We start from the raw sequence: 25846 nt of genomic DNA on the forward strand, positions 1-25846 counted from the left end.
GTTAGGCTTCTTCATTCTCTAGTGCAAATATTTCGCCATCGAGCTCGTTTTTCAATGTCTCATACGTTAGATAATCAATAGAACCGTTGCGAAAGAGTTCTAGGAGTGTTTGTTTTTGTTCGGTAAGGAGATGGAGCTTGATACGTACAAGCTCGCTTTTGAGAAGTGCCTCTTTTGCAGGTGTCATAGACTGTAGCTTTTGTGTAAGCTCTTCAAGCTCTTTTTGGAAAGTCTCTTGAAGAATCTGCGCATTTTGTTCACTGATAATTTTGTGCTTGCGAAGATATGCAATTTTTTCGAGACTATTTTGCAAAAGTGTGATGCGCGTTCTGATCTTTTCATACTCTAAAATTTGTGCTATAGGAGAGACGAGACCCAGCAGGCGAAGGAGTGGAGCCATAGTAAGCCCCTGGATAAAAATTGATAGTAGTACAACACCAAAAACTAGTGTGACGATGAGGTCTTTGTATGCAAAGCTATCAGGAAGCGAGAGAGCCAGTACCATAGAAAGGGCGCCTCTCAATCCTCCCCAACTCAACACAGGTGTCCAACGTAATGGAAATCTCATCTTTGTTGGATAAAAGATTGCCCATGTGGCAAAAACTACAATAAATCGTGCTACAAGAGTAGCAACATAAGCGAGCAGCACAAAGGGCCAAAGACCCCATAGCATCTTGAGATCGATCGCCATCCCCATCAAAAGAAAAATCAATGAGTTCATAGCAAATGCGATATATTCCCAAAAATTCTCCGTACTTAGACGAATGGCGGGGAAGAGTGTATTGGCAAAGCCTCTTTGCCCAATGACCAGTCCGGTAGCCACAGTACTCATAACCCCTGATGTATCGAGATTTTTGGCAATAAGAAAAGAGCCGTATGCTGCTACAGTGGTAAGGGTGATGACGACCATGGCATCATCGAGATTTTTTATAATCTCTGCCATCAAAAAGCCAATGATTGTCCCGATGATAAGACCAAGACCGACAACACGGAAAAATTCAAAAGCTGCGTCTTGGGGAGTGGAGAGTTGTCCATGGACATAAATCCACACAATCATGAAAAGAACAATCGCCGTACCATCATTGAGGAGGCTCTCACTCTCGGTGATGATGCGCAGACGATTTGGGACGCCCAATTGCTTAAAAAGTGCTACGACTGCGACGGGATCGGTGGCCGCGACGGCAGCTCCAAAGAGGATACCAATCGCCCAGCTGAGTCCATGAAGATCGGGAACGGACTCACTGATTGGAATCATCACCGCTGCAGTAGTCAGTGTAGAGAGAATGACTCCCGGCACCACCAGAGTGGTGATAATCCCGAAATCTCGTTTCAAATCCTCAAATTTTAGATGAATGGCCGCTTCAAAAATAAGAGGTGGCAAGAAAATATCGTAGAGGAGATCTTGTGTGAGATGTGGTGCATTGAGCAGATGGAGTGAGCCGATGATAATGCCAACTGCCATGAGGGCAATTGTATATGGCAGGTGAATGTGTCTTGCTACAACTGCAACAATTGAGGCGATGATAAAGAGTATTAAAACTACACTCTCATAATTCACTGCTTTCCTTTTGACTCTCATCCTCTGTGAAGATTGTATAGATCCAATAGATAAAAAGAAGAATGAGAATGAGTGCAAGAAGCCTCTTTTGTAACAAGATAACAATTTGGATAGCTGTATCACCGAGATAGTAACCAATAGAGGTAAACGTAACAGCCCATAAAAAGACACCTACGATCTCATAGAGAAAAAATTTGGCATAGCTGTAGCCTGTCATTCCTAGTGTAAGCATGACAGGAATATGCGTTCCATAGATAAAACGCTCAAAAATGATTATGAGTGAGCCATATTTTCTAACAAGGCGATTTGCTATCTTCTTTTTTTGCGGATGGGTATTGAGCCATTTTTGAGCTCTATTTTTGAAAAATCTCCCCACAGAAAATGTAAATGTATCACCAAGAAGTGCGCCGATGGAGGCTATGAGAATGATGTTTTCATAAGTAAAGACTTTGCCTTTGTGTGCAAGCCATCCAGCTAACATGAGGCCGATTTCGCCTTCTAAAACACTCCAGATAAAAAGAGCTACATATCCATACCCCAAGAGAAGATGCACAGGATATGTGAAGAGTTTCAAAATCATATTTTCCTCTTATGCACAAATTTATTTGATTATATATTTTTTTATATAAAGATAAATTTAGTTAGTGAGAAAGAGAGCTAATTCATCAGCGAGGAAGAAGTTGGTATTATAGACTCTCTTGCCCTTTTGGACAAGTTTTCCCTCATCGATTAAAATCGTTACTTTTTGTGGATTAAGAAGATCTTTATCTACACCGACAATACTACGTAGTCCCAAAAAAATCTGTTCAAAGCATAAATCTTCGTGATTTAAGTGTTCAAGCTCTTTATGTATTGGGTCTTTTGTATAGTGTATGAGATCAGTATGAGGATAGTAGCGAGTAGTACTCACAAATCCTACTGCACCACAGCCAATGCCAAGATACTCTTCCAATCTCCAGTATCCCAGATTGTGTTTTGATCGATATGCACCAAAGTTGCTCACCTCATACTGCTCAAATGGGATGAGCTCTTTGAGGAGGTAACCAAGGTTTTCATCATTTTTTTGCACGTGCGGGGTGGATGCAAATGGAGTATTCTCTTCGATTGTGAGTGCATATGCGCTAATATGATCGATTGGCAGCTCTAAAGCTTGCTCGATATCGCTCCTGAGTAGCTCCTTGGAATCTATGGCAGTATCGTAGATAATATCAAGATTAATATGCTTAAAGCCAGCTTTTGCAGCATTTTCGATAGCCTCAATAGCATCTTTTTTAGAGTGAGCACGACCGAGAAATTTTAGCTTTGCTTCATCAAAACTTTGTACCCCAAAACTTATACGGTTGACCCCTAGCTCTCTCATACCCTCTAGCCAGCTCTTTGAAGCGCTGTTAGGATTGGCTTCTACAGTTATTTCACAATTTTTATCTAGCAAAGGCTCAAGAGTTTGAAAGAGAGGGATAAAAAGCTCAGGCTTGATAGTTGAGGGAGTACCACCACCAATAAAAACAGTTTCGATTTTTTGGACGTCAAATTCATGCAGATCTTTTTGGAGTTGGAGCAAAAGAGCTTGCATATATCTACTTTTGAGATGATAGTTTTGGGTAAAAGAGTTAAATGCACAGTAGTGGCACTTACTATCACAAAAAGGAATATGAATGTATATGAGCAATTTTTATCCTTTTTTAAATAGTAAGTGAGTATTATATCAATTAAAAAAAAGTGTGACCTAAAGTGAAACATAATTTCGTTTTAGGTCTGGCTTTTTGGAAAAGAGGGTATATGGCAAAAAAGAGATATAGGCCAAATGTAGCAGCGATAGTATTGTCAAGTGACTACCCGAAAAATGTCCGATTTTTAATAGCCGCACGGACTGATGTTGAAGATTCGTGGCAATTTCCTCAAGGAGGTATAGATAAAGGCGAGACACCAAAAGAAGCCCTTTTGCGTGAGCTCAAAGAGGAGATAGGCACAGATGAGGTGGAGATCATTGCTGAATATCCTGAATGGGTAAGTTACGATTTTCCTAAAACAATTGCAAAAAAAATGTATCCATTTGATGGACAGACACAAAAATATTTTCTGGTTCGGCTCAAACCTGGCGCAAAAATCAATCTCGATACAAAAGATCCTGAGTTTAGCGCTTATAAGTTTGTCTCTTATCCAGAGCTTTTTAATTATGTGACATTTTTTAAAAGACCGGTTTATAAAAAAGTCTTGGAATACTTCAAAAAAGAGGGGTATGTTTAATGCTTATTGTCCAAAAATATGGTGGAACGAGTGTAGGAAATCTTGAGCGCATTGAAAATGTTGCTAAGAGAGTAGCAAAAACAAAAGAGGCAGGCAATGATGTTGTCGTAGTTGTCTCAGCAATGAGTGGAGAGACGAATAAACTCATAGAGTTTGCTAAATACTTTAGCCCGACTCCAAGCAGACGTGATATGGACCTGCTACTTAGTAGTGGTGAGCGTATTACTGCAGCATTGCTCTCTATTGCACTCAATGAGATGGGGCTTCCAACTGTTGCCATGACCGGTCGCCAAGCTGGTATCGTAACGGACAAATCCCACACAGTTGCACGCATCGAAAAGATCAATCCAGAACCTATGCAAAAAGCACTCAAAGAGGGAAAAATTGTAGTAGTTGCTGGTTTTCAAGGAATTACTGAAGATGGGGAAGTAACAACTTTGGGTCGTGGTGGAAGTGACCTCACAGCTGTAGCGATTGCTGGGGCACTGGGAGCAGGTAAGTGTGAAATATACTCTGATGTTGATGGAGTCTACACGACAGATCCAAGGATAGAGCCAAAAGCGAAGAAGCTTGATAAAATAAGCTATGATGAGATGCTAGAGCTTGCGAGTCTTGGAGCAAAAGTTTTGCAAAATAGAAGCGTAGAACTTGCTAAAAAGTTAGGAGTAGTGATCGAAGCACGCAGCAGTTTCAACGACAATCCTGGAACAATTATCACAAAGGAAGAGGATATCATGGAAAAACCACTTGTAAGCGGTATAGCTCTTGATAAAAATCAAGCAAGGGTGAGTCTCAGAGGAGTCAAAGATAGACCAGGTATCGCAGCAGAGATCTTCAAAGCTTTGGCAAAAGAGAATATCAATGTCGATATGATTGTACAGACAATCGGTGAAGATGGAAAAACAAATCTCGACTTTACTGTGCCGCAAAATGAGCTCGAGCTTGTGAAAAAAGTGATGGAAAAGTTTAAAGATGAGTATGAAAAGGTTGAGTACGATCCTAATGTGGCAAAAGTGAGTATCGTTGGAGTCGGTATGAAGTCTCACAGTGGTGTAGCTAGCAAAGCTTTTGAAACAATGGCAAATGAGAATATCAATATCGAGATGATAAGCACAAGCGAGATAAAAATCTCTATGATTATCGATGAAAAATATGGAGAGCTAGCTGTTCGTGCTTTGCACGCAGCCTATGAATTAGACAAATGAGCCAGTCAATAGATCAGTGGACACTTAAGACAATACGCTATGATAAGAGCATGATGAATTGGCTAGAGGAGCGCCGCTATGAGTGGATTCCTCTCGCAGCAGATGCAATTGCGCGTATCATCGATGGTTTTAGTGTCTTGGTGCTCACTGATGATGAGCATGAGTGGTTTTGTCGCTATGTAGTCACTTCACTCAACAAACCAAATAAAAACCGTCCCTTTATCCCTGTTTACGATCTCAAAAGAGCATTTCCAGCAACGCAGTTTGTCAATACCAACCAAGATGTGGAATTTTTGTTCGATATGCTCTCTATATCTTTTGAGGAACGCTTCTTTATCTGGTATATTGGAAGATCCACTTCACGATACGTTAAAATTGCCAAACGGAGCGATGATAGCTTTTTGTGGATTATGGATGAGGATATGCAAAACAATTTTACTCTCAAATCATATGATGATCTTTTAGATGTAAAGCTCATACAGCTCTTTCGCCTCTTTGATAAAAGTATCGATGCAGCAATTTTTGGAGAGATCGATCTTGCCATATGATAGAACCGCATAATCAGATTATCATTACCCAAGATTTTGATACTCTGCGTCAAAATTTGCAAGAGAGTATCGAAAAAGAGAATCTCGATATCATTGAAACAGATGAACTCAAAATTGAACATGCCAAAGAGATCATATCCAAAGCCTATAAAGCTACAAAAACTAATCATTACATTGTTGTTTTTGCAAACAAATTCAATATCTATGCACAAAATGCACTGCTAAAAATCTTAGAAGAGCCGCCAGATAATATCTCTATAGTGCTCTGTGCCAAAAACAGATCTCTCTTTTTGCCTACAATCCTCTCACGCTTGCCACAAAAAATATTTGACCAAAAGATTGATAAGGAAGATTTGGAGTTCGAGAGGTTTGACCTTGAGAGACTCTATGAGCTTGTACACAACGCTAAGTTTTTATCTAAAGCAGATGCCAAGGCTTTAATTAAAGCTATGTTACACTTTGCAATAAAGCAAAATTATGCACTGAATGAAAGAGAACTAGATTATTTTGCACATGCGATTAAGTTGATCGATCTTAATTCTAATGTAGCAAATGTTTTGCTTACAGCTGGTTTAATCCTATTAACGCACAAAAAGAGAGGAAAATGAGAGTAGAAAAGCTTGGCTCACTCACTGATGCCGCAGCACTTATGCAGCGACTCAATGTTGATAAGCCAGGTATCAAAATCATGGCAAAAAAATCTGAAATTATGCTCTTTTTAATCAAAGATCTCCATGTAGGAGCTGCAAATATTCTCAAGCAGGATGCTTTAAGTGTGGGAGCCGATTTTGCAGTACCAAATGGCACGATTACATGTCAGTTCAAGAGGGTTGATGGACTACTCATTGGCTCGAAAAAACATATAGAGATTTTGGCAAGAAAAGAGTTAGCTCAGCCCTATGGTTTGAAAGAGCTTGCAAAGGAGCTGCGCAAATATCTTGGCTCAAAAAGCTTTCCTCTGCAGATCATGGGTATTATAAATGCCAATGAAGATAGCTTCTATCCCCAAAGTCGCTTCATGGGCGAAAGAGCGATTGCAGCAATTGAGCAGATGATTGCAGATGGAGCAGATATTATCGATATAGGTGGCATGAGTACAAGACCTGGAAGTGAGGAGATTAGCGAAGATGAAGAGTTTGCTCGAGTCAAGCCAATTATTGATGCAATTACAAAAAAAGATTGGAGTGTGAAGCTAAGCATTGATACCTATAGGCCAAAAGTTGCTCGCTACGCTTTAGAGAATGGCTTTAGTATAGTCAATGATATTACAGGTTTAGAAAGTGATGAAATGGCAAAAGTTGTAGCGAAGTTTAATGCGCAAGTGGTTATAATGCATAAAAAAGGCACACCAAAAACGATGCAGCAAAATCCATACTATGAGGATGTGCTCTTTGAAGTGGAGTGGTTTTTTGCTCAGCGTATTCAAAAAGCACAAGCTTTTGGCATAAAAGATATTATTCTTGATCCTGGAATCGGTTTTGGGAAGCGGCTTGAGGATAATATAGCACTTATAAAAAATCTCTCCCACTTTCAAAAGTTTGGATTGCCGCTATTGATTGGTGCAAGCCGCAAATCGATGATAGATAAAATCGAGTCAACACCAATCCAAGAGCGACTTCCTGGGACTTTGGCCCTCCATGCAGCAGCTGTGCAAGAGGGAGCAACAATTGTGCGCTGTCACGATGTCAAAGAGCACAGGCAATTCTTCACAATCCAGCAAGCATTGGAAAGAGCAGTATGAAAAGTGTAAAAGTAAATAGGAGTGCAGCAAATAAACTCAAAAATCTCTTTCCGTGGGTTTATAAGAGTGATGTAGATGATCTTGCTAAATATGAGCCAGGAGAGATTGTCAAGGTGGTGGATGAGAAGGAGAGATTTTTAGCTCTCGGCTACATCAATCCACGCAGTACAATTGCGGTGAGAGTTTTGAGTTTTAAAGATCATGAACAGATAGAGAGAATTTTAAAGAGCAATATACTGCGTGCTCTAGCTAGCAGACAAGAGCTAGATGCAACCTCTTGCAGGCTCATCTACTCTGAAGCAGATATGCTCCCAGGTCTTATCGTTGATAAGTATGAAGAGTATTTGAGCGTCCAGATACTCAGTGCTGGGATGGAGAGACTTAAAAATGTGGTACTCGATTTTTTGATAAACATCCTCGAGCCAAAGGGTGTCTACATACGTGGTGAAGAGGTGCTCAAAAAGGAGGGATTGGAACCTTATAGCCAAGTGATTGGGCAGATTCCTGAGCGAATAGTTATGCAAGAGAATGGGATAAAGTTTGAAGTAGATATCCAAAACTCCCAAAAGACAGGATTTTATCTCGATCAGCGAAAGAATCGCCTCGAAGTTACAAAGTATGTAAAGCAAAAGGATAGAGTGTTAGATTGCTTTTGCAATACGGGGGGATTTGGTCTCTATGCAAGAGTACTCAAAAGAGCAAAAGTTACAGCTGTAGATATAAGTGCAGAGGCGATTGAGCAAGCGAAGCGAAACTATGCTCTCAACGAAGTGGATGGAGAGTTTGTCGTAGCAAATGTATTTGATTATTTAAGAGATCTGCGCAAGAAAAAGGAGCAATATGATCTTATCATCCTTGATCCTCCATCTTTTGCCAAATCGAGATCTAAAAAGTCTTCAGCCATCAAAGGATTCAAGGATATCACAGTCAACGCTATGAAAATAGTAAAAAATAACGGATTTATAGCGCTCTTTTCCTGCTCACACCATATCCAAATGGATGATTTGGAAAAAGTTGTTATTGAGAGCGCAAGAGACAATCGCAAACTTGTCCATGTTTATGAACATCTCTATCAAGATATAGATCATCCCTATCTCATATCACATCCATTTTCACTCTATCTCAAAGGGTTGCTCTTTCGCGTGAGTGATCTTTGAAAGGATTTGCAATGATTAAAGACTATAAAGAGTATAAAGAGGCGGTAGAAAAACTTAAACGCTGGGCATATGCATACTATGTGCTTGATAATCCAGAAGTTCCAGATGAAGTTTATGATAAACTCTACAAAGAAGTAGAGGAGTATGAAAAAGCTCACCCAGATCAGATCGATCCAACTTCACCTACGCAAAGAATTGGTGCTCCTCCAGCAAAAGAGTTCAAAAAGATTCGCCATTTAACCAAAATGTGGTCAATGGAGGATGTATTTAGTGAAGCTGAGATGAAAGAGTGGCTCAACCGTGTCTATAAAACTGTTGGTCGTACAGATTTACAATTTTATATTGAGCCAAAGTTTGATGGAGCGAGCCTCAATCTCATCTATGAAAATGGTCTGCTCAAAAGCGCAGCAACGCGCGGTGATGGAGAAGTTGGTGAAGATGTGACTAACAATGCTAAAACTATTCCCTCTATCCCCCTTGGAATCGATTATAAGGGCCTTATTGAGATTAGAGGTGAAGTAGTGATTCGCAAAGATGACTTCGAAAAGCTCAACCAAGAGCGTATGGAAAAGGGGCAGTCTACATTTGCAAACCCAAGAAACGCTGCTGCTGGGAGCTTACGCCAGCTCGATCCAAAAATAACAGCCAGGCGCAAGCTCTACTTCTATCCATGGGGAGTAGGGTATAACACCTTAGAGTATAAATATCTCCATGAGATGATGGAGTTTGTCTACTCTTTGGGATTTATGAAGCCGTTCAAACGTGCCATTTGTGAAAAAGAGGAGGAGATCCAGCAGCTTTATGAGGAGTTTACAAAAGAGCGGGACAAACTCCCTGTCATGCTTGATGGTATGGTAGTCAAAGTAGATGAGATAGCTTTGCACGAAGTGCTTGGCTATACAGTCAAATATCCTCGATGGATGGTTGCCTATAAATTTCCAGCAATTGAGAAGATGACAAGAATTATCGATATTGTGCCACAAGTGGGGCGTACAGGTATTATTACTCCTGTTGCTATTTTGGAGCCAGTAGAGATTGGCGGAGTAATCGTAGAGCGAGCAACATTGCACAACTATGCTGAGATTGAGCGCAAAGATATTCGCATTGGCGATATGGTTATCGTCATTCGTAGTGGTGATGTCATTCCAGAAGTGACAAAGGTCTTGACCCAATATCGCACAGGGAAAGAGAAGAAGGTAGAGAGACCAAAAGTCTGTCCTGTGTGTGGGCAACCTGTACTTGATGAAGGACTTCTCATCAAGTGTCAAAACCTCAGCTGTCCAGCGCGTGTGGTTAACTCTATTATCTACTTTGCTTCAAAGCAGTGCCTCGATATTCCAGGCCTTGGCGAAGCGACTGTGAAACTGCTCTATGAAAAGGGACTTGTCAAAGATGTGAGAGATCTCTTTAAACTTACCAAAGAGGATCTCATGAAGCTTCCTGGCTTTGCCGAGAAGAAAGCAGAAAATCTCATCAAAGCGATACAGAGTGTCAAGGGAACGGAGTGCTGGCGATTTGTTAATGCACTAGGGATTGAGCATATCGGTGAAGTAGCCAGCAAAAAGATTTGTGAGGCTTTTGGAAATAACTGGTATAAAGTCGATCCTGAGGAGTTTTATAAACTTGAAGGTTTTGGGCCAGAGATGGTCAGATCTATCAAAGAGTTTGTAGAAGTCAATAAAGACAAGATCGAAGAGCTCATACAAATTATTCAGCCAATTGAGCCAAAACAGGATGAAGAGCTCCTTGAAAACTCTCCGTTTGCAGGTAAAACTGTCGTCCTCACAGGTGAGATGCGACTGCCTCGTGAAAAGATCAAAGAGCTACTTGAGCATGCTGGTGCACATGTGACAAATTCAGTCTCGAAAAAAACCGATTTTGTTTTTTATGGTGAACATCCTGGTAGCAAGTATGAGAAGGCGCAAAAATTAGGTGTGCCGCTACTGCCAGAAGAGAAGATGTGGGAGATGCTCAAAGAGGCTGGTATTGAGGCTTGATAGATATTTAGTAGAAAAAGGCTTTGCTCCTACAAGATCGAAAGCTGCTGCACTTATAAGAGAGGGTAGAGTAAAAGTCGAGGGAAAGGTAGTAACAAAGCCTTCACTAGATATCAAAGATGAGGCGGTACAGGTTGAAAATGATCCATATGTGAGTAGGGCTGCTTGGAAGTTAAGAGGATTTTTAGCATCTCATCCCCTGCATATCAAAGGAAAAAGAATCTTAGATGTGGGGGCCTCTACTGGAGGCTTTACACAAGTTTTACTTGAAAATGGAGCCAAAGAGGTTGTGGCTTTAGATGTGGGCAAAGATCAGCTGCATAGCCACATAAAATCTCATCCAAACGTTATAGATATGAGTCAGACTGATATCCGCTTCTTTGCAGATGATCCCTTTGATATTGTAACTTGTGATGTGAGTTTTATTAGTTTGCGAAAAATTCTCAATGATCTTCATAGATGTGCCAGAAAAGATCTTGTGCTTCTCTTTAAGCCGCAGTTTGAAGTGGGAAAAGATGCAAAGCGCAATAGTAGAGGTGTGGTAGTTGATGAGAAAGCAATCAAAGAGGCTATGAGTGCATTTGAAGAGGACGCAGCAAATCTTGGCTGGAAGTTAGTAGCAAAAGAGCCAGCAAAACTCAAAGGAAAAGAGGGCAATCGTGAATGGGTCTACTGGTACCAAAAAGATTAAATTCATAGCGATAGGCGCTTTTGATGGTATGCACAGAGCCCATCAAGAACTTTTTAAAAGAGCTGAAGCAATAGTGGTTATAGAAAAAGGAAATGCACAGCTAACTCCTGGCAAAGTTCGCTGTGAGTTTACCAAGCTGCCATGCTACTTTTTTCATCTCAAAGATATTAAACAACTTGATGCTAGGGGTTTTTTGCACCTTTTACAAGAGAAATTTCCCAATCTCCAAAAGATAGTAATAGGTTACGATTTTGCCTTCGGGAAAGATCGCAAATACTCAATAAAAGATCTCCAAGAACTCTTTGATGGTGAAGTAGAGGTAGTTCCTGAGATCAAGATCGATGGTATTTCAGTCCATTCAAGAGTCATCAAAGAGTTCATCAAAGAGGGGAAAATCGAAGAAGCCAACAAGCTTCTTGGAAGGCCATATATGATAGAAGGCAAGGTAGTAAAGGGACAAGGAATTGGCAAAGAGAAGCTTGTGCCTACTATCAATCTGCAGGTACACAACTTCCTCCTTCCAAAAGAAGGGGTATACGCTACGAAGACACAAATTGATGGTAAGATATATAAAAGTGTCACATTTATTGGACATAGAATTACAACTGATGGGAGTTTTGCAGTGGAGACGCATATCCTAGAGTCATTTGAAGGAGAACCTAAGAGTGCAAGGATCTATTTCTATGCATTTTTGCGTCCCAACAAGGCATTTGACTCTTTGGATGCACTCAAGCGCCAAATTATGCAGGATATTCAAAAGGCGAAAGTAGTTTTGGAGCAGGTATGAAAAGAGTGTTACTATTTATCCTTTTGAGTATTTTTGTCTATGGGCATACAAATGCTCTCATCGACGAGGAGTCTCCCTATTTGCGTCAGCATGCTCACAATCCTGTGGATTGGCTGCCCTGGGGAGAGGAGGCTTTTGAAAAAGCAAAAAAAGAGCACAAGCCCCTCTTTGTCTCAATCGGATATAGCACATGCCACTGGTGCCATGTGATGGAGAAGGAGTCATTTGAGAATGAGGAGATTGCAAAGCTTCTCAACCTCTACTATGTTCCTGTCAAAGTAGATAAAGAGGAGCGCCCAGATCTAGATAAATACTATCAGCTTGTATTTAGTGTAATGCACCATAGAAGTGGTGGATGGCCACTCACTATTATTATGAGTGAAGATGGCATACCCTTCTTTTCTGGTACATATATCCCACCTGAAGATGGGTATGGAGTCAAAGGTCTCAAGACGATCTTGCCTTACTATGCAAAAGTATATAAAAAAAATCGAGAAAAGTTAGAGAATAGGGGCAGAGCAGTTCTTAGGCTAGTAGAGTCCTATCTCTATGCACAATCACCAAAAGTGTCTTTGGATAAGAGTTTGGCAAAGAGTGCACTGGTTGAGCTAGAGAAGAGTTTTGATAGGATTTATGGTGGCTTTGGTAAGAGAGTGAAGTTTCCAGAGAGCGCTAAACTTGAGCTCTTACTAGATATCTATGAGATTACAAAGAACAAAAAAGCACTTACTATGGTCACAAAGACACTTGATAATATGGCCGATAGGGGGCTGTATGATCAGATAGAGGGGGCATTTTTTCGCTATACCACAGATAGAGCTTGGGAGATTCCACACTTTGAGAAGATGCTCTATACAAACGCTGAGCTCATCAGAGTCTATACAAGAGCCTATACCCTGACAAAAAATCCTCGCTACAAAGAGGTGGTTGAGCAAACTATCAAAGAGATAGATAGACGCTTTGGAATAGTAGGGCTTTATAAAAGTGCAAGCGATGCAGATACGCTTGGAGAGGAAGGAAGATACTTCCTCTTTGATTATAATGAAGCGTTGCGCTATCTTACAACACATGGGATTGATCCAAAAAAGGCGAAAGAGGCTTTGAAAAACCTAGCAATCACTCCTTATGGCAATTTTGATGGTGAGCTCTCTCATGCGCAGAAAGAGGGGAAAGTAGATGAGAAGATAGTGCGGCTTTTAGCAAAACTTCGCACAAAATATCCCTATCCATTTATTGACGAGAAGATCATAACTGCTTGGAATGCGATGTATATCGATGCAAAGATGCGTAGTTTCATCTTTGATAGAAGATATTTAGATGAGGCTGTGCAATCACTTGAAAAACTACTCAAAGCAAGCCTGAGAAATGGCAAACTCTACCATCAGCAACTGCCGAACAAAGCTCCTACCAAAGAGGCAATGCTAGAAGATTATGCCTTTTTGATCAAAGCATTGAGCAGCGCTTATCAACTAACGTTTCAAAAACGCTATCTCGATCTAGCCAACAGGCTCTTTGTGCAAGCAAAGCAGAAATTTTATAAAAACGGCACCTGGTATTATAGCGCTATTGTGCCGGCAGATTTGAATGATAGCTACTACTCAAGCGCATTAGGGACGCTCTATCACGCTATGCTAGATCTAGCGATGCTACAAGAGGACTTCCAGCTCTATAACTTTGCAAAAGCTTCTATTGAGGCAAAAGGAGCTCTTATTAAACAGATGCCAGCATCCTATCCAACTGCTACAAGAGCTATGCTAAGAGTCATCGTAGGAGATGTGCTACTCAAAAGTGCCAATATCGATAAATACCTTGAAAAAATAGCCTCTATTCCCTACCCCTATCTTTTGGATAAAAAAGAGCCTATCAAAGATTTTATGGCATGCAAGATCGATAGCTGCTTTGCAAGCAGCGAGAGTTTTGATGAGATAGAAGAAAAAATAGTAAAACTGCTCGAAGAACAGCAAGCAAAACAAACATGGGGAAGTAAAAATGCGCGATAAGATTTTTGAAAAACCCGTAAAGAAGAAATTTGAGTTTGATGAAGAGGTAGCTGCAGTATTTGATGATATGATAACACGCTCAGTCCCTTTTTATGAGCAAAATATCCATCTCATCTCTAAACTCATAATAATGAATACAAAAAAAGGAGATCTCGTATACGATCTTGGCTCTTCAACTGGCTCATTGCTCATAAATATAGCCAAAAAATCTCCACATGCTCTCGAGTTAATCGGTATCGACAATGCAGAGGCTATGGTAGGGCGAGCGCGTAAAAAAGCAAAAGCCTTTGGGGTAGATATCTCTTTTGAATATGGAGATATTTTGGAGTATCCCTATAAAAAAGCCCAAGTTGTCGTAGCAAATTATACTTTGCAGTTTATTCGACCAATAAAGCGGGAAAAGTTTGTAAGAAAAATCTATGAAACTTTAGAAAAGGGTGGGATATTTATTTTTAGTGAAAAGATAATAAGTGAAGATAAAAGGCTCGATAAGCAGCTTATTGAAATCTACCACGATTTTAAGCGAGAGCATGGCTATAGCGATTATGAAATAGCGCAAAAGAGAGAGGCTTTAGAAAACGTTTTGGTTCCCTTTACACTCCAAGAGAATTTAGAGATGGTAAAAAACTGCGGATTTACACATACTGAACCGATTTTTCGATGGGCAAATTTTGCTACATTTATAGCAAAGAAGTAGTTAGCAAAAGAGTTTTGGGCGAGTCTTTTTGAGGTGTTCTATAACTTTTATCACCTCTTCATAGCCCATTTCACCTTCCATATCATCACCAAATATCTCATCGAGAGCATCGAGATATGCTTCAACTGCTACAGGCATATTCTCATCACACACACCTGCATAGTGCAAAGCAGCGCCTAGCATATCTGCTAGCTGCATGGCAAGCTCTTCTATCTCAAATTCTGCCTCTTCGAGGCGCTCTGTATCGCTTTTCACTCTTTTTCCTTTAGTAGCTCTTCTATAAATGATTTTAACTGCTCATATCTGAAAAATTCTTTAAACTCTTTTATTTTACCGCCGCTAGCATTTGGATGTCCACCACCGCCAGCAATGAGAGAAGCCATTTGCGATACATCCATTTTGTTGTCAGCCCTGAGACTAAAGGTACCACGTGGATTGACATTCATGAAAAAGTGATAGTCCGGGAACTCTTTTAAGAACGCATTTCCTACAATAGAGCTATTTTGCACACCAAAAGTCAATATCCCTTTATTTCCCTGGAAATAGATTGTCATCTCCTCTTTGTGTGTGCGGAGGAGGTCTAGAAGGTGTTTGGTGATGAGATTATCGAGAGTATCATTGTGTTCATGGATAAAAAAGCTCTTTTTGATTTTGCATACATCATCATCGAGTGCGATATGTCCGTTATCAATTTTGAGATAGGGCATTGCAGCTTTGAGCATATGGAATTTGTATGCAAGATTGTCGCTGTTGAATGTGTAGCGGTTGATCTCTTTAGCTTCATCAATGAGACGCATGAGGACTTTGCCAAATTCAAAACCTTCTACATCTTGCAGCCATATATCTACAGCATTGACCGCGCTAATGAGAGGCTCTAGATGCTCAACTTTTTCATTTTTAAAGTGATCATACACAATCTTTGAAGCGCTGCGTAAGACATCGAGGTGATACCATGGATAGATCTGGGCAGTCTCAAGACCACTTGCATGGTGATCTAAAAGTAAGAGTTTGATACTTTTTTCTTCGTTGAGCCTTTTTATGCGCTTATCCACATATGCTGCTTCTTGCGGTGAGAGATTGAGGTCACTTATCAAAAAGAGATGCTCTTTTGCAGTCGAATCTTCTATTTTTTCTATAATCTCATCTATGCGTACTTCTACCTCTTCGCCGTAGTTTGCATTGATAAAGTAGCCATCAGGATAGAGGTGAGAGGTAATAAATTGGCATGTATAGCCATCAAGGTCGGTATGGGAGAGGTGATAAAACTTCATCATCACTCCAAGATATCTTCGAGGGTGAGTTCATCGAGGTAGTTGTCTACTTTTGTTTGAAGCCTATTTAGAAATGGCCACAGAGTACAAAAATCCCCCTTGTTACTAGGACAGCATGCTTGGTCAGTGGAGCAGTCGAAGACTGCAATATTTTTGCCCTCAGCTGCTTGTGTGATCTCTTTGATGGAGAGCTCACGGGGTGGGCGAGCAAGCATAAAACCACCAGTAGCACCTTTGTAGGATTTGAGAATGTTTTGCTTTGCAAGAGATTGTAATATTTTTGCCAAAAAACTGCGGGATATATTTAATCTTTTTGAGAGATAATCGGTTCCTAATGGTTTCTCTTCTTTTGCAATGAGCACAAGAGCCAATAGTGCATATTCTGTAGCACGGGTAAAAAGCATATTAAAACCTTTTATATTTGACTGACTAAATTATACAAAATTTGTCTTAATTAAAATCTTATCTATTAAATTAATAGATGCTCTAAATATCCTTGCAATATCGAATTTTTTCGCTATAATGTCATTTCACAAAATTTTAGACCAATCAGGAGGCTGCTATGGCTTTGGATTCGGCGAAAAAACAAGAGATTATCTCTAAATTCGCAGAGCATGAAGGTGACACTGGAAGTCCAGCTGTTCAGATCGCACTTTTGAGTGAAAGAATCAGTTATTTGACTGAACACCTCAAAGAACATAAAAAAGACCACTCATCAAGACTAGGTCTTCTCAAACTCGTAGGACAGAGAAAAAGACTACTTAATTATCTCAAAAGAAAAGACTACGATAAATATGTAAATCTTATCAAAGAGCTTGGCATTCGGGGATAAATCCTCGGATGTTTCATACCAATTTCTCCACTTCTTTTATCTTCCCATAATTTCCTTGATTTTTCTAGAGTCTATTTTAAGTAATCAATTATGCCTAAATGTACTTTTCTATCCTTATCATAAAACATTTATTTCAATAAACTTGACAACAATATACTCAATTTATTATAATTCATATAGCAAATAAAACACTAGAGTGCTAAAAATGGAAAAGAAATTTGTCATATTGGAGCAGTTGATACGAGAATATATCGACAATCCAGAGCCAATCAGTTCAAAACTGTTGCAAGAAAAGCTCTATCTAGGGCTCTCTAGTGCTACAATTCGTTACTATTTTAAACAATTAACAGAGAATGGCTATTTGCAAAAAGAGCATATTAGTAGTGGACGCATTCCAACAAAGAGATCTTTGAAACAGTTTTGGAGAAAAAATCTCAAAGAAAACGAGATAGTTATCAAACAAATAGATTTGCTCGAAGAAGCTTCAAAGAGTCAATCTATATTTTGTGAGTATAGTCTTTATAAAAATCTCATCCTTACTCACATAGAAAATCTCAATAATAAATTTCTCATTCTTGGATTTGATACAAAAGAGTTAATAGTTCCTTACAATGCAAAAGTTGCAGCGCTTTTACAAAACTTTGTAGGTGTGCAAGCATTTGATATAGCACGCATGCTATACGACTATGATATGGTCAATCTGGCCAATAGGATAAAAGAGTTTTTGAAAGATGAGTTTAAGATCTGCAATATTGATGAGATTGTAGATATGGCAAATGATGATAAAAGGTGGGCAAACTCCTACCTTATATATGTATTGAGCGGGAAAAATCTCATACAAGAGCCAATTGGGCTTAGGTTTTATGATAATTTTCTCAGCTACAAATTCTATGTATCTATTAATAATGAAAAAAAGGGTGAAGTGTTGCTCGTGGGTAAACTTCACCGCAACTATCTAAAATTCATGCAAAACCTAAAAGGAGTAGACAATGGCGAAAAGAGAGCATCATAAAAATAGCGAAGAGCAAAAAGAGCAAAAAGCACAAAATAGTCAAGAAAATTGTGCCGAGTTTGAAGAGAGAGTAAAAGAGCTAGAATCTAAGCTCAAAGAGTGCGAAGAGAACTATCTTCGTGTCCATGCAGATTTTGAAAATACCAAAAAAAGACTTGAGAAAGAAAAGATCCAAGCTATCGAGTATTCACTCGAAAAGTTTGCGCAAGATCTATTGCCAGCACTTGATAGCCTCGATATGGCTCTTGTGGCAGTAAGCAATGATAATCTCAATGCAGAAGAGGCTGTTCAAGAGCTCAAAAAAGGGATTGAACTGACAATCGATCAATTTATCAAAGCTTTCAATAAACATGGTATAGAGGTAATTGAGATTGAAGAGGGTGGAGAGTTCAATCCGCATCTGCATGAAGCGATTTTACAAGTAGATGATGCCGAGAAAAAAGCTGGTGAAATTGTACAAGTCCTTCAAAAAGGATATAAATATAAAGAGCGCATCTTAAGACCTGCCAAAGTGAGTGTTGCTAAAGGGGATGAAGAGTAAATGCTACAAAAGTAGCAGAAAAATTTAGTCGAGCAGGCTATACTTACACAAAAACAACAAAGGAGCGAAAATGAGTAAAGTCTTAGGAATAGATTTAGGTACAACTAACTCATGTATGGCAATTTATGAAGGAAAAGAAGCAAAAGTTATCCCAAATAAAGAGGGTAAAAACACAACTCCTTCAGTAGTTGCATTTACTGATAAAGGGGAAGTACTTGTAGGTGATCCTGCAAAACGCCAGATGATTACCAACCCTAAACGTACAATCTATTCAGTAAAACGTATTATGGGTATGATGTGCAATGAACCACAAGCACAAGAAGCAAAAAAACGCCTTCCCTATAATATCGTAGATAGAAACGGTGCTTGTGCAGTGGATGTAGATGGAAAAGTCTATACACCACAAGAGATAAGTGCAAAAATCTTGATGAAACTCAAAGAAGATGCGGAGGCTTACCTTGGTCAAGAGATAACTGAAGCAGTTATTACTGTTCCTGCATACTTCAACGATGCTCAAAGAAAAGCAACAAAAGAGGCAGGTACCATTGCAGGTTTGAATGTATTAAGAATCATCAACGAACCAACAGCAGCAGCACTTGCGTATGGACTTGACAAAAAAGAAGCAGAAAAGATTGTGGTTTATGACCTTGGTGGTGGTACATTTGACGTAACAATTCTTGAAACTGGTGATAACGTTGTAGAAGTTCTTGCAACTGGTGGTGATGCATTCCTTGGTGGGGATGACTTTGACAACCGCATCATCGACTGGCTCGTAGAAGAGTTCAAGAAAGAGACAGGTATTGATCTCAAACAAGATATCATGGCGCTTCAAAGACTTAAAGAAGCGGCTGAAAACGCGAAAAAAGAGCTCAGCTCAGCAATGGAGACTGAGATCAACTTGCCATTTATTACAGCAGATCAGACTGGACCAAAACACCTTGTGAAAAAACTCACAAGAGCAAAATTTGAAAGTTTAATCGAAGATCTTGTAGACAAAACTATCCAAATTGCAGCAAATGTACTCAAAGATTCAGGTCTTAGCAAAGATCAAGTCAATGAAGTAGTTCTTGTTGGTGGTTCTACAAGAATTCCAATGGTACAGAGAAAAGTACAAGAGTTCTTTGGAAAAGAGCCAAACAAATCTGTCAACCCTGATGAGGTTGTCGCTATTGGTGCTGCTATCCAAGGTGCAGTTCTCAAAGGTGAAGTAAAAGATGTATTACTTCTTGATGTTACACCACTTAGCCTTGGAATTGAGACTCTTGGTGGAGTAATGACTAAGATTATCGAAAAAGGTACAACAATACCAGTGAAAAAATCACAAATCTTCAGCACAGCTGAAGATAACCAGCCTGCAGTGACTATCCATGTATTGCAGGGTGAACGTGAAATGGCAAAAGATAACAAATCTCTTGGGCAATTTACTCTTGAAGGTATTCCACCAGCCCCAAGAGGTGTACCACAAATTGAAGTAACATTTGATATTGATGCCAATGGTATCTTGACAGTAAGTGCTAAGGATAAAGCGACTGGCAAAGAGCAAAAAATTACTGTAACAGGTACAAGTGGTCTCAGTGAAGAAGAGATTCAAAGAATGATTCAAGAAGCTGAGGCTCACAAAGAAGAGGATAGAAAACGTAGAGAACTTGTAGAGACACGTAACCAAGCTGATGCGCTTGCATATCAAACTGAAAAGAGCCTCAAAGAGGTAGGTGATGCAATCAGTGCAGATGAGCGTGCTCAAATTGAAGCTGCTCTCAATGACCTCAAAGCGGTTCTTAAAGATGAAAATGCTACGAAAGAGCAAATTGAAGCAAAAGTTCAAGCACTCACACAAGTGAGCCATAAACTTGCTGAGGCTATGTATAAAAAAGAGCAAGGTCAAGCAGGTGGTGCAGCAGAACAAGGTAGCACTGAACAGAAAAAAAGCGGCGGAGATGACGAAGTCATCGATGCAGAAGTAGAGTAATCCAAGGCTTGGCCTTGGCTCTTGCTCACCCCTTTGAACCAATCATAGATAAAAACTCTAAAGTACTCATATTAGGTACATTTCCAAGCATTAAGTCTTGTGAAAACTCCTTCTACTATGGTCATCCACAAAATCAGTTCTGGAAAATTCTTGCATCTTTGTTTCATGAAGAAATTCCACACACAATAGAAGAGAAAAGAGAGTTCTTGCAAAGATACAACATTGCTTTGTGGGATATGGTAAAAAGATGCAAGAGGGAAAATTCTCTTGATACTTCGCTTAAAAACATAGAAGTCAATGATATAGCTGCTCTGTTGCAAAAGTATCCAAATATTGAAGCTCTCTTTTTTACTGGCAAAAAAGCACAAGAGCTCTATGAAAAAAATTTTAGCGATCTTACAATTCCTACCTTTTATCTCCCATCTCCATCGCCTGCTTATCGCAAGATGAGTTTGGATGAAAAGATGGCGAAATGGTCAATTTTAAAAAAATTTTTACGATAATAATGATAGAATCAAAGAAATTCTCTTTAAAGGTAAAATATGTTTAAAAGTTTTGCAGCAGCTCTTTCGATATTTTTTAGCTCAATTTTTTCTGTAACTACCCCTCAGACTCCTACGCAAAATATGAATAATCCAAGTATCGTCAAAGAGAACACTACTATAACAACTTCAACAAATTACTTTTACTATATTGATCCCACACATATAAAATGTAAAGTGGATATTGGGGATAACAGATCAATTGATACAAGTAATGCTAAAAGAAATTTCTATATTACTCATATCCAGCTTACTGGCTCAACTTGTCAAATAGAGGATCTATCTATACAAGATAATACTCTTATTAATGATCAAGAGAATTTGGAGTTTACTGCAACTTTAGCCGGCCAATGCATGGATAATCAAATAAACTTTAGCGCAAAAAAGATTATCGAAAATGTAGTTATAGCAAATGGTAAAATGTATAAAGGAAAAAAAGAGCAAAAAATTGGACCTCTTACGCTACTCAATAAATATCCATCATCATATGGTACTACCGGAAATGGAGCTACTCAAAACAGCGCTATAAATTTGAATAGTAAATATAAAATAGCTCTTTTTACTCAAGATGATAATTTTCTTCTCAAAGCTAATGATGAAAAAGCAATTATTTATCAAATTGTCGATAGGAATGGTAATGAAATTGAAGAAGGAAACCTGCAGTCACTATTTATTAAATCATATAACGGTTTGGCTATTAAAATAGTTGATAATAATGGTACACTTCATAATGAGTATACTATCGATTCTCCAACTGTTGATGGAGAATTTGTACTCAAGAGTTTTGATCGTGCTGGTGAGATACCTCTAAAAATAAAAGCTACAATAAAAGTAGGAGAGGTAATTGGGGAGGTAAGCAGGGAGTTTTTTGTAACTGTTGCACAACTTCCTACTATCTCATATGATCTCATGCTCTCATTCGACCATGATAATCTCATAATCGATAAGGCAGAGTATCTCAATTATGCAATCTTGTCACCTTCAACGAATAACTATATTCCTGCAGATCAAATAAAATCAATACAGGTGGAATCAACTACGTCCAATGCAGTTTGTGTAGATGAAAATGGCAATGAGGTACAAAACTATACAATTCCACTGTCACAGATCAAAAATCATGGCTTTTTCTATGTTGCCGGTAAGAAAAGAGGACTTGCTTCTTTCAAAGTGACAGTTGATTTGCAAAATGGAAAGAGATTAACAAAATTTATATCTACGCATGTTGATTATACCTATGATAATAAAATAGCTCTTGAATATGCAGGAACAGAATATAACAAAACCTCAGGATTTTTCATTGATACCTATACTATAAAATTGAAAGACACTTATTATAATGGGAAAATATTACACGTATCTGCGATAAATCCAAAGATAGATTATGAATATTACTATAATCACTTTTTTTCCACTGAATTTGATCATGAAAATCCATATGTATATTATGATGGAATAGATGATGGAGCACAAACAGGTAGATTAGAAGGGAATGAGACATTAGGATATACATATTTTACAAGTACACGATATGAGCTCAATAAATCAATTCCAAATGATGACAAACTTCTTATACTACCAAACTTGCAAAGAAACAGTACAAATTATCTAGGAAGCTGGGAAATAGTGGATGCGACTGATGATAATAAGCTCTATTTGCAGCAATATTTTGATGTGCATGAGGAAGGACTCAGTTTTGTTATAGGAAATGAGCAGAGATTAAATCCAATTCAAGATACATTTGCAGCGATATTTCTTGACCATAGAAACGGAGAGTATGTCATTGACAATAATCAAGTACAGATAAAACTCTACTATCCTAATTTCTTTGCTGGGAAAGATATCTTTATAGGTGCGTATGTGGGAGATGGGGTAAAAAGAGAAGGGAATTCTTTTAAAAGAACGTTGACAGGAACTGCTTTGGCTCAGCCAGAGTTAATGAAATGCAATACTTCTCCATGCTCACAAATCGTACAGTTAAATTTTAAGGATAGCAATCAACATTTAGAATTATCAAGATTTGGAGTCCGATGCAAAATGGATCAAGCTCGATATTATTATTTTACTCCTGTTTCTGTACCATGTGCATCAGATATTACTTTTGGACAAGTGCACACACAAAAAACAAATGGTAATGGTGATGTAAAATTATGTATTTATCCAGAGCCAGCATATAAAGAGGTACAAGAAGGAAATCAAACTTATCGTGTACAAGACGGTTTTGAAGAGGTTCAGCCAGAATGTACTTTCACCGTTTCTGAAGAGTTTCCTTACTAAAAAGAGCTAACGCTATAACCAAGTAGAAAAAATGCCCCGATGGAGAAAATCGGGGTAAAAATAAGCCACAAGTTTTTCGTCTTTCCAAAAAGATAGAGATAGAAACTTCCCCAAGCCACGAGTACTAATACTATATGGACTACAAAAAGGGGGAGATAGACGCGCATATACTTCGTAAATCCAGTAAAAACCAAAAGGATAAGTAAAAGAGATATATCTTTTACAAATTTTACTTTGTCCCCTTCGTAATCTCTATAGAGCTTATAAATTGTTAGTAAAAAGAGAAAAGCGAGAAGAAAGGCTAATTTACTCATTTACATACTCACTAAAGAGTTTTTTGAACTTTTCTACTTTTGGTGCAATAACTACTTGACAATATCCTTGGTTTGGATGTGTATCAAAGTAGTTTTGGTGATACTCTTCAGCTTTATAGAACTCTCCCCGCTCAATTGTAGTGACAATCTTATTATCAAAGAGTGTATTGAGCTCATCTATTACCTTTTTTGCTATCTCTTCTTGCTTTTCATTTTGAGGAAAGATGACGCTGCGATACTGGGTTCCAACATCAGCTCCTTGTCTATTGAGCTGTGTAGGGTCGTGTATAGCAAAGAAGATCTTGAGAAGCTCTTCATAGCTAATAATATCAGGATCATAAGTGATCTTTACAACTTCTGCGCACTGTGTTGTGCCAGTACAGACCTGCTCATAGGTAGGGTTTTTGCGTCTACAACCCGCATATCCGCTCTCTACCTTTACAACACCTTTTACTCGCTTAAAGACCGCTTCCAAACACCAAAAACATCCTCCACCTAGAATCGCTACTTCATGCATCGAGTTCCCTTTTGACAGCATCACAATCATTTGTCTCTAAAAAGCAGGCGTTGCGATTGCAAAGAGTATATTTGTCATGTTCAACTTCTTTGAGAAGTACAAATGGATACCTGACAGAATCGATATCTTTACACTTACTCAAGAGCTCTTCATTAGCCTTGAGAACTCTATCTTCATAGACAAAGCGGAGTACATCTTCTATAAATTTTGCAGCCCAGGTAGCATAGCGATAAATCTTGTCGCTATAAAACTCAATTGTCTCAAAAGCAAGTCTGATGTAGCGCTCATCTACAAGCATTCCAAGAGTTAGCATCGCATCAGTGATGACTGCTGCGCTACTTGGATAGGAGGTATCTTTGTGTTCAGCTTCAGTCCAGATCTCTCCTTTGCTAAAATACCATCGACCCTCATCATAAAACTCCACAATTGCATCATTTACCAAAAGATTAGATAGAGCGAGATACTCTTCATTGAGAGTAGTTTTGTATGCTTCAAGCAAAGCTACAGTAAGATAAGCATAATCTTCCAAAAATGCTTTGATAGTAGGTTCTTTGTCGATAAGGGCACTATGGTAGAGGTGCTGATCTTTATACATTTTTTCCAAAAGCTTTTGCATCGACTCTTCTGCTAGCTCAAAATATTTGTTATCAATGCGAGCGGCGATGTAGAGAGATTTGATGATCATCGCATTCCAGCTTGTAATGATCTTTTTGTCAATAAAAGGATAGCAGCGATCTTTACGCAGCTCTTTGAGGCTTTTGATGGCTCTTTTGCTCTGCTCACACAAAAGTCCTTCTTGTGTGCGGACTATGTTTTTTCCTTCAAAGTTTCCTGCACGTGTGATACCGAGTTTATCGAGAACTGCTCTTATCTCTTTATCACTAAATCCATCCTCTTTGAGTTTTTTGACTACTTCGGCGTATTCGTATACAAAGTATTTGCCCTCTTCACCCTCTGTATCTGCATCACTTGCACTATAAAAGAGCCCTTTTTCATACATATATTCATATAAAAAGTCAGCTATTTCAAATGCTATATCTTTGTAAAACTCATCTTTGGTAGTATGGTAGGCTTTGAGATAACTCTCAAGCAGCAGTGCATTATCATATGCCATCTTCTCAAAATGAGGTACAAGCCACATCTCATCAGTGCTATAGCGGCAAAATCCACCATCTATCAGGTCTCGTAGTCCCCCTTTCGCCATATTTTTGAGTGAATATGTGGCCATATGGAGGGCATCTTCATTGCCGGTGAGGCGATATATATCTAGGAGTGTATTGATGGTGGAAGTATGAGGGAATTTTGGCTTGGAGCCAAATCCTCCATAGACCGGATCAAAGAACTTCTTCGTTGCATCTACAAAGATCTCTGCAATTTTTTTATCAAACTTTATTGCTTTTGTAGGATTTTGGGGCTTGAGATAAGCCATGAGTTCCTCTCCCTGTTTTTCTAGGCTTTGTGGGTCTTCTTGGTAGATTTTGACCATATTTTTGACTAGTTCCAAAAACCCAGGCATCCCATAGCGTGGTTCAGGTGGAATGTATGTAGCAGCAAAAAATGGTTTTTTGTTTGGTGTCATAAATATGCTTAATGGCCATCCCCCTGGACGTTGATTAAGTATTTGATGTATCTCTTGATAAAACTTATCTATATCTGGTCGCTCTTCCCTATCAACCTTAATAGAGGCAAAGTGCTCATTGAGAAATTTTGCTATCTCTTCTTTTTCAAAAACCTCTCTCTCCATTACATGGCACCAGTGACAGCTACTATATCCGATAGAGAGGAAAATGAGCTTGTTTTGATTTTTTGCTTTTTTAAATGCTTCATCACCCCACGGATACCACTCAACTGGATTGTTGGCATGTTGTTGCAAGTAGGGCGATTGCTCATTTTTTAATCTATTTGCCATAGAAAAACCTTTTTTATAAATTTTACCAATGATAAAC

26 protein-coding genes are annotated in these 25846 nt (G+C 38.9%); 17 read left to right on the plus strand and 9 right to left on the minus strand.

Going from position 1 to position 25846, the window contains the following annotated elements; all coding sequences use genetic code 11:
- Position 1: 1 nt before the first annotated feature.
- Genes JG734_RS03825 through hemW form a run of 3 tightly spaced genes read right to left on the minus strand, consistent with a single transcriptional unit; the run spans position 2 to position 3227 of the window.
- The gene (locus JG734_RS03825; protein WP_201333708.1) at positions 2-1558 is read right to left on the minus strand and encodes a sodium:proton antiporter; all 1557 of its coding nucleotides are present in this window, start codon (positions 1556-1558) and stop codon (positions 2-4) included.
- Entirely contained in the window at positions 1548-2138 is a 591-nt protein-coding gene (locus JG734_RS03830; RefSeq protein WP_201333709.1) for a DedA family protein, read from the minus strand. Before JG734_RS03830 ends, JG734_RS03825 begins: the two co-directional genes overlap by 11 nt.
- 57 nt (positions 2139-2195) lie before the next feature.
- On the minus strand, positions 2196-3227 hold the full coding sequence (gene hemW / locus JG734_RS03835) for a radical SAM family heme chaperone HemW (protein ID WP_201333710.1): 1032 nt from the start codon (positions 3225-3227) through the stop codon (positions 2196-2198).
- Positions 3228-3337: 110 nt separating this feature from the next.
- Between hemW and JG734_RS03840 the strand changes: the two genes are divergently transcribed.
- Genes JG734_RS03840 through cmoA form a run of 11 tightly spaced genes read left to right on the plus strand, consistent with a single transcriptional unit; the run spans position 3338 to position 14628 of the window.
- Entirely contained in the window at positions 3338-3805 is a 468-nt protein-coding gene (locus JG734_RS03840) for an RNA pyrophosphohydrolase (protein ID WP_201333711.1), read from the plus strand.
- Positions 3805-5010: an aspartate kinase gene (locus JG734_RS03845; RefSeq protein WP_201333712.1), complete on the plus strand. Its 1206-nt coding sequence runs from the start codon at positions 3805-3807 to the stop codon at positions 5008-5010. Before JG734_RS03840 ends, JG734_RS03845 begins: the two co-directional genes overlap by 1 nt.
- Positions 5007-5558, plus strand: a complete 552-nt coding sequence (locus JG734_RS03850) for a HobA family DNA replication regulator (RefSeq protein ID WP_201333713.1) — start codon at positions 5007-5009, stop codon at positions 5556-5558. Before JG734_RS03845 ends, JG734_RS03850 begins: the two co-directional genes overlap by 4 nt.
- Positions 5555-6166, plus strand: coding sequence for a DNA polymerase III subunit delta' (locus JG734_RS03855; protein WP_201333714.1), 612 nt, complete (start codon positions 5555-5557; stop codon positions 6164-6166). Before JG734_RS03850 ends, JG734_RS03855 begins: the two co-directional genes overlap by 4 nt.
- Entirely contained in the window at positions 6163-7299 is a 1137-nt protein-coding gene (gene folP / locus JG734_RS03860) for a dihydropteroate synthase (RefSeq protein ID WP_201333715.1), read from the plus strand. The genes JG734_RS03855 and folP overlap by 4 nt, the downstream gene beginning before the upstream one ends.
- Positions 7296-8456 (plus strand): class I SAM-dependent rRNA methyltransferase, encoded by a 1161-nt coding sequence (locus JG734_RS03865; protein WP_201333716.1) that lies wholly within the window; start codon positions 7296-7298, stop codon positions 8454-8456. The genes folP and JG734_RS03865 overlap by 4 nt, the downstream gene beginning before the upstream one ends.
- A gap of 11 nt (positions 8457-8467) precedes the next feature.
- Positions 8468-10453, plus strand: a complete 1986-nt coding sequence (gene ligA, locus JG734_RS03870) for an NAD-dependent DNA ligase LigA (protein ID WP_201333717.1) — start codon at positions 8468-8470, stop codon at positions 10451-10453.
- On the plus strand, positions 10443-11144 hold the full coding sequence (locus tag JG734_RS03875; protein WP_201333718.1) for a TlyA family RNA methyltransferase: 702 nt from the start codon (positions 10443-10445) through the stop codon (positions 11142-11144). The genes ligA and JG734_RS03875 overlap by 11 nt, the downstream gene beginning before the upstream one ends.
- Entirely contained in the window at positions 11113-11931 is an 819-nt protein-coding gene (locus JG734_RS03880) for a bifunctional riboflavin kinase/FAD synthetase (RefSeq protein ID WP_236587022.1), read from the plus strand. Before JG734_RS03875 ends, JG734_RS03880 begins: the two co-directional genes overlap by 32 nt.
- Complete coding sequence (locus tag JG734_RS03885; RefSeq protein WP_201333719.1) at positions 11928-13931, plus strand: thioredoxin domain-containing protein; 2004 nt, start codon at positions 11928-11930, stop codon at positions 13929-13931. Before JG734_RS03880 ends, JG734_RS03885 begins: the two co-directional genes overlap by 4 nt.
- Positions 13921-14628, plus strand: a complete 708-nt coding sequence (cmoA, locus tag JG734_RS03890) for a carboxy-S-adenosyl-L-methionine synthase CmoA (RefSeq protein ID WP_201333720.1) — start codon at positions 13921-13923, stop codon at positions 14626-14628. Before JG734_RS03885 ends, cmoA begins: the two co-directional genes overlap by 11 nt.
- On the opposite strand, the gene JG734_RS03895 is transcribed toward cmoA, so the two are convergent.
- Genes JG734_RS03895 through JG734_RS03905 form a run of 3 tightly spaced genes read right to left on the minus strand, consistent with a single transcriptional unit; the run spans position 14629 to position 16303 of the window.
- Positions 14629-14883: a hypothetical protein gene (locus JG734_RS03895; protein ID WP_201333721.1), complete on the minus strand. Its 255-nt coding sequence runs from the start codon at positions 14881-14883 to the stop codon at positions 14629-14631. It lies immediately after the preceding gene.
- Positions 14880-15899 (minus strand): DHH family phosphoesterase, encoded by a 1020-nt coding sequence (locus JG734_RS03900; protein ID WP_201333722.1) that lies wholly within the window; start codon positions 15897-15899, stop codon positions 14880-14882. Before JG734_RS03900 ends, JG734_RS03895 begins: the two co-directional genes overlap by 4 nt.
- Before the next feature lie 2 nt (positions 15900-15901).
- Positions 15902-16303, minus strand: a complete 402-nt coding sequence (locus tag JG734_RS03905) for an Rrf2 family transcriptional regulator (RefSeq protein ID WP_201333723.1) — start codon at positions 16301-16303, stop codon at positions 15902-15904.
- 158 nt (positions 16304-16461) lie between these two features.
- Here JG734_RS03905 and rpsO point away from each other — a divergent pair, with 158 nt between their 5' ends.
- From rpsO to JG734_RS03935, 6 genes are all read left to right on the plus strand, one after another.
- Positions 16462-16731 (plus strand): 30S ribosomal protein S15, encoded by a 270-nt coding sequence (gene rpsO, locus JG734_RS03910; RefSeq protein ID WP_201333724.1) that lies wholly within the window; start codon positions 16462-16464, stop codon positions 16729-16731.
- A 205-nt stretch (positions 16732-16936) separates the two neighbouring features.
- Entirely contained in the window at positions 16937-17743 is an 807-nt protein-coding gene (locus tag JG734_RS03915; RefSeq protein ID WP_201333725.1) for a hypothetical protein, read from the plus strand.
- Entirely contained in the window at positions 17721-18284 is a 564-nt protein-coding gene (gene grpE, locus JG734_RS03920) for a nucleotide exchange factor GrpE (protein WP_201333726.1), read from the plus strand. The genes JG734_RS03915 and grpE overlap by 23 nt, the downstream gene beginning before the upstream one ends.
- Before the next feature lie 70 nt (positions 18285-18354).
- Positions 18355-20253 (plus strand): molecular chaperone DnaK, encoded by a 1899-nt coding sequence (dnaK, locus tag JG734_RS03925; protein ID WP_201333727.1) that lies wholly within the window; start codon positions 18355-18357, stop codon positions 20251-20253.
- A 14-nt stretch (positions 20254-20267) separates the two neighbouring features.
- Positions 20268-20756, plus strand: a complete 489-nt coding sequence (locus JG734_RS03930) for a DNA-deoxyinosine glycosylase (RefSeq protein ID WP_201333728.1) — start codon at positions 20268-20270, stop codon at positions 20754-20756.
- 39 nt (positions 20757-20795) lie between these two features.
- Positions 20796-23069 (plus strand): hypothetical protein, encoded by a 2274-nt coding sequence (locus tag JG734_RS03935; protein ID WP_201333729.1) that lies wholly within the window; start codon positions 20796-20798, stop codon positions 23067-23069.
- On the opposite strand, the gene JG734_RS03940 is transcribed toward JG734_RS03935, so the two are convergent.
- The 3 genes from JG734_RS03940 to JG734_RS03950 are packed head-to-tail and all read right to left on the minus strand — an operon-like array spanning position 23066 to position 25809.
- On the minus strand, positions 23066-23383 hold the full coding sequence (locus tag JG734_RS03940; protein ID WP_201333730.1) for a hypothetical protein: 318 nt from the start codon (positions 23381-23383) through the stop codon (positions 23066-23068). The genes JG734_RS03935 and JG734_RS03940 overlap by 4 nt on opposite strands.
- Positions 23376-23900, minus strand: a complete 525-nt coding sequence (gene msrA, locus JG734_RS03945; protein ID WP_201333731.1) for a peptide-methionine (S)-S-oxide reductase MsrA — start codon at positions 23898-23900, stop codon at positions 23376-23378. The genes JG734_RS03940 and msrA overlap by 8 nt, the downstream gene beginning before the upstream one ends.
- Positions 23893-25809: a thioredoxin domain-containing protein gene (locus JG734_RS03950; RefSeq protein WP_201333732.1), complete on the minus strand. Its 1917-nt coding sequence runs from the start codon at positions 25807-25809 to the stop codon at positions 23893-23895. The genes msrA and JG734_RS03950 overlap by 8 nt, the downstream gene beginning before the upstream one ends.
- Positions 25810-25846: the final 37 nt, after the last annotated feature.

The sequence above is a fragment of the Nitratiruptor sp. YY09-18 genome, assembly GCF_016593235.1.
GTDB lineage: Bacteria > Campylobacterota > Campylobacteria > Campylobacterales > Nitratiruptoraceae > Nitratiruptor.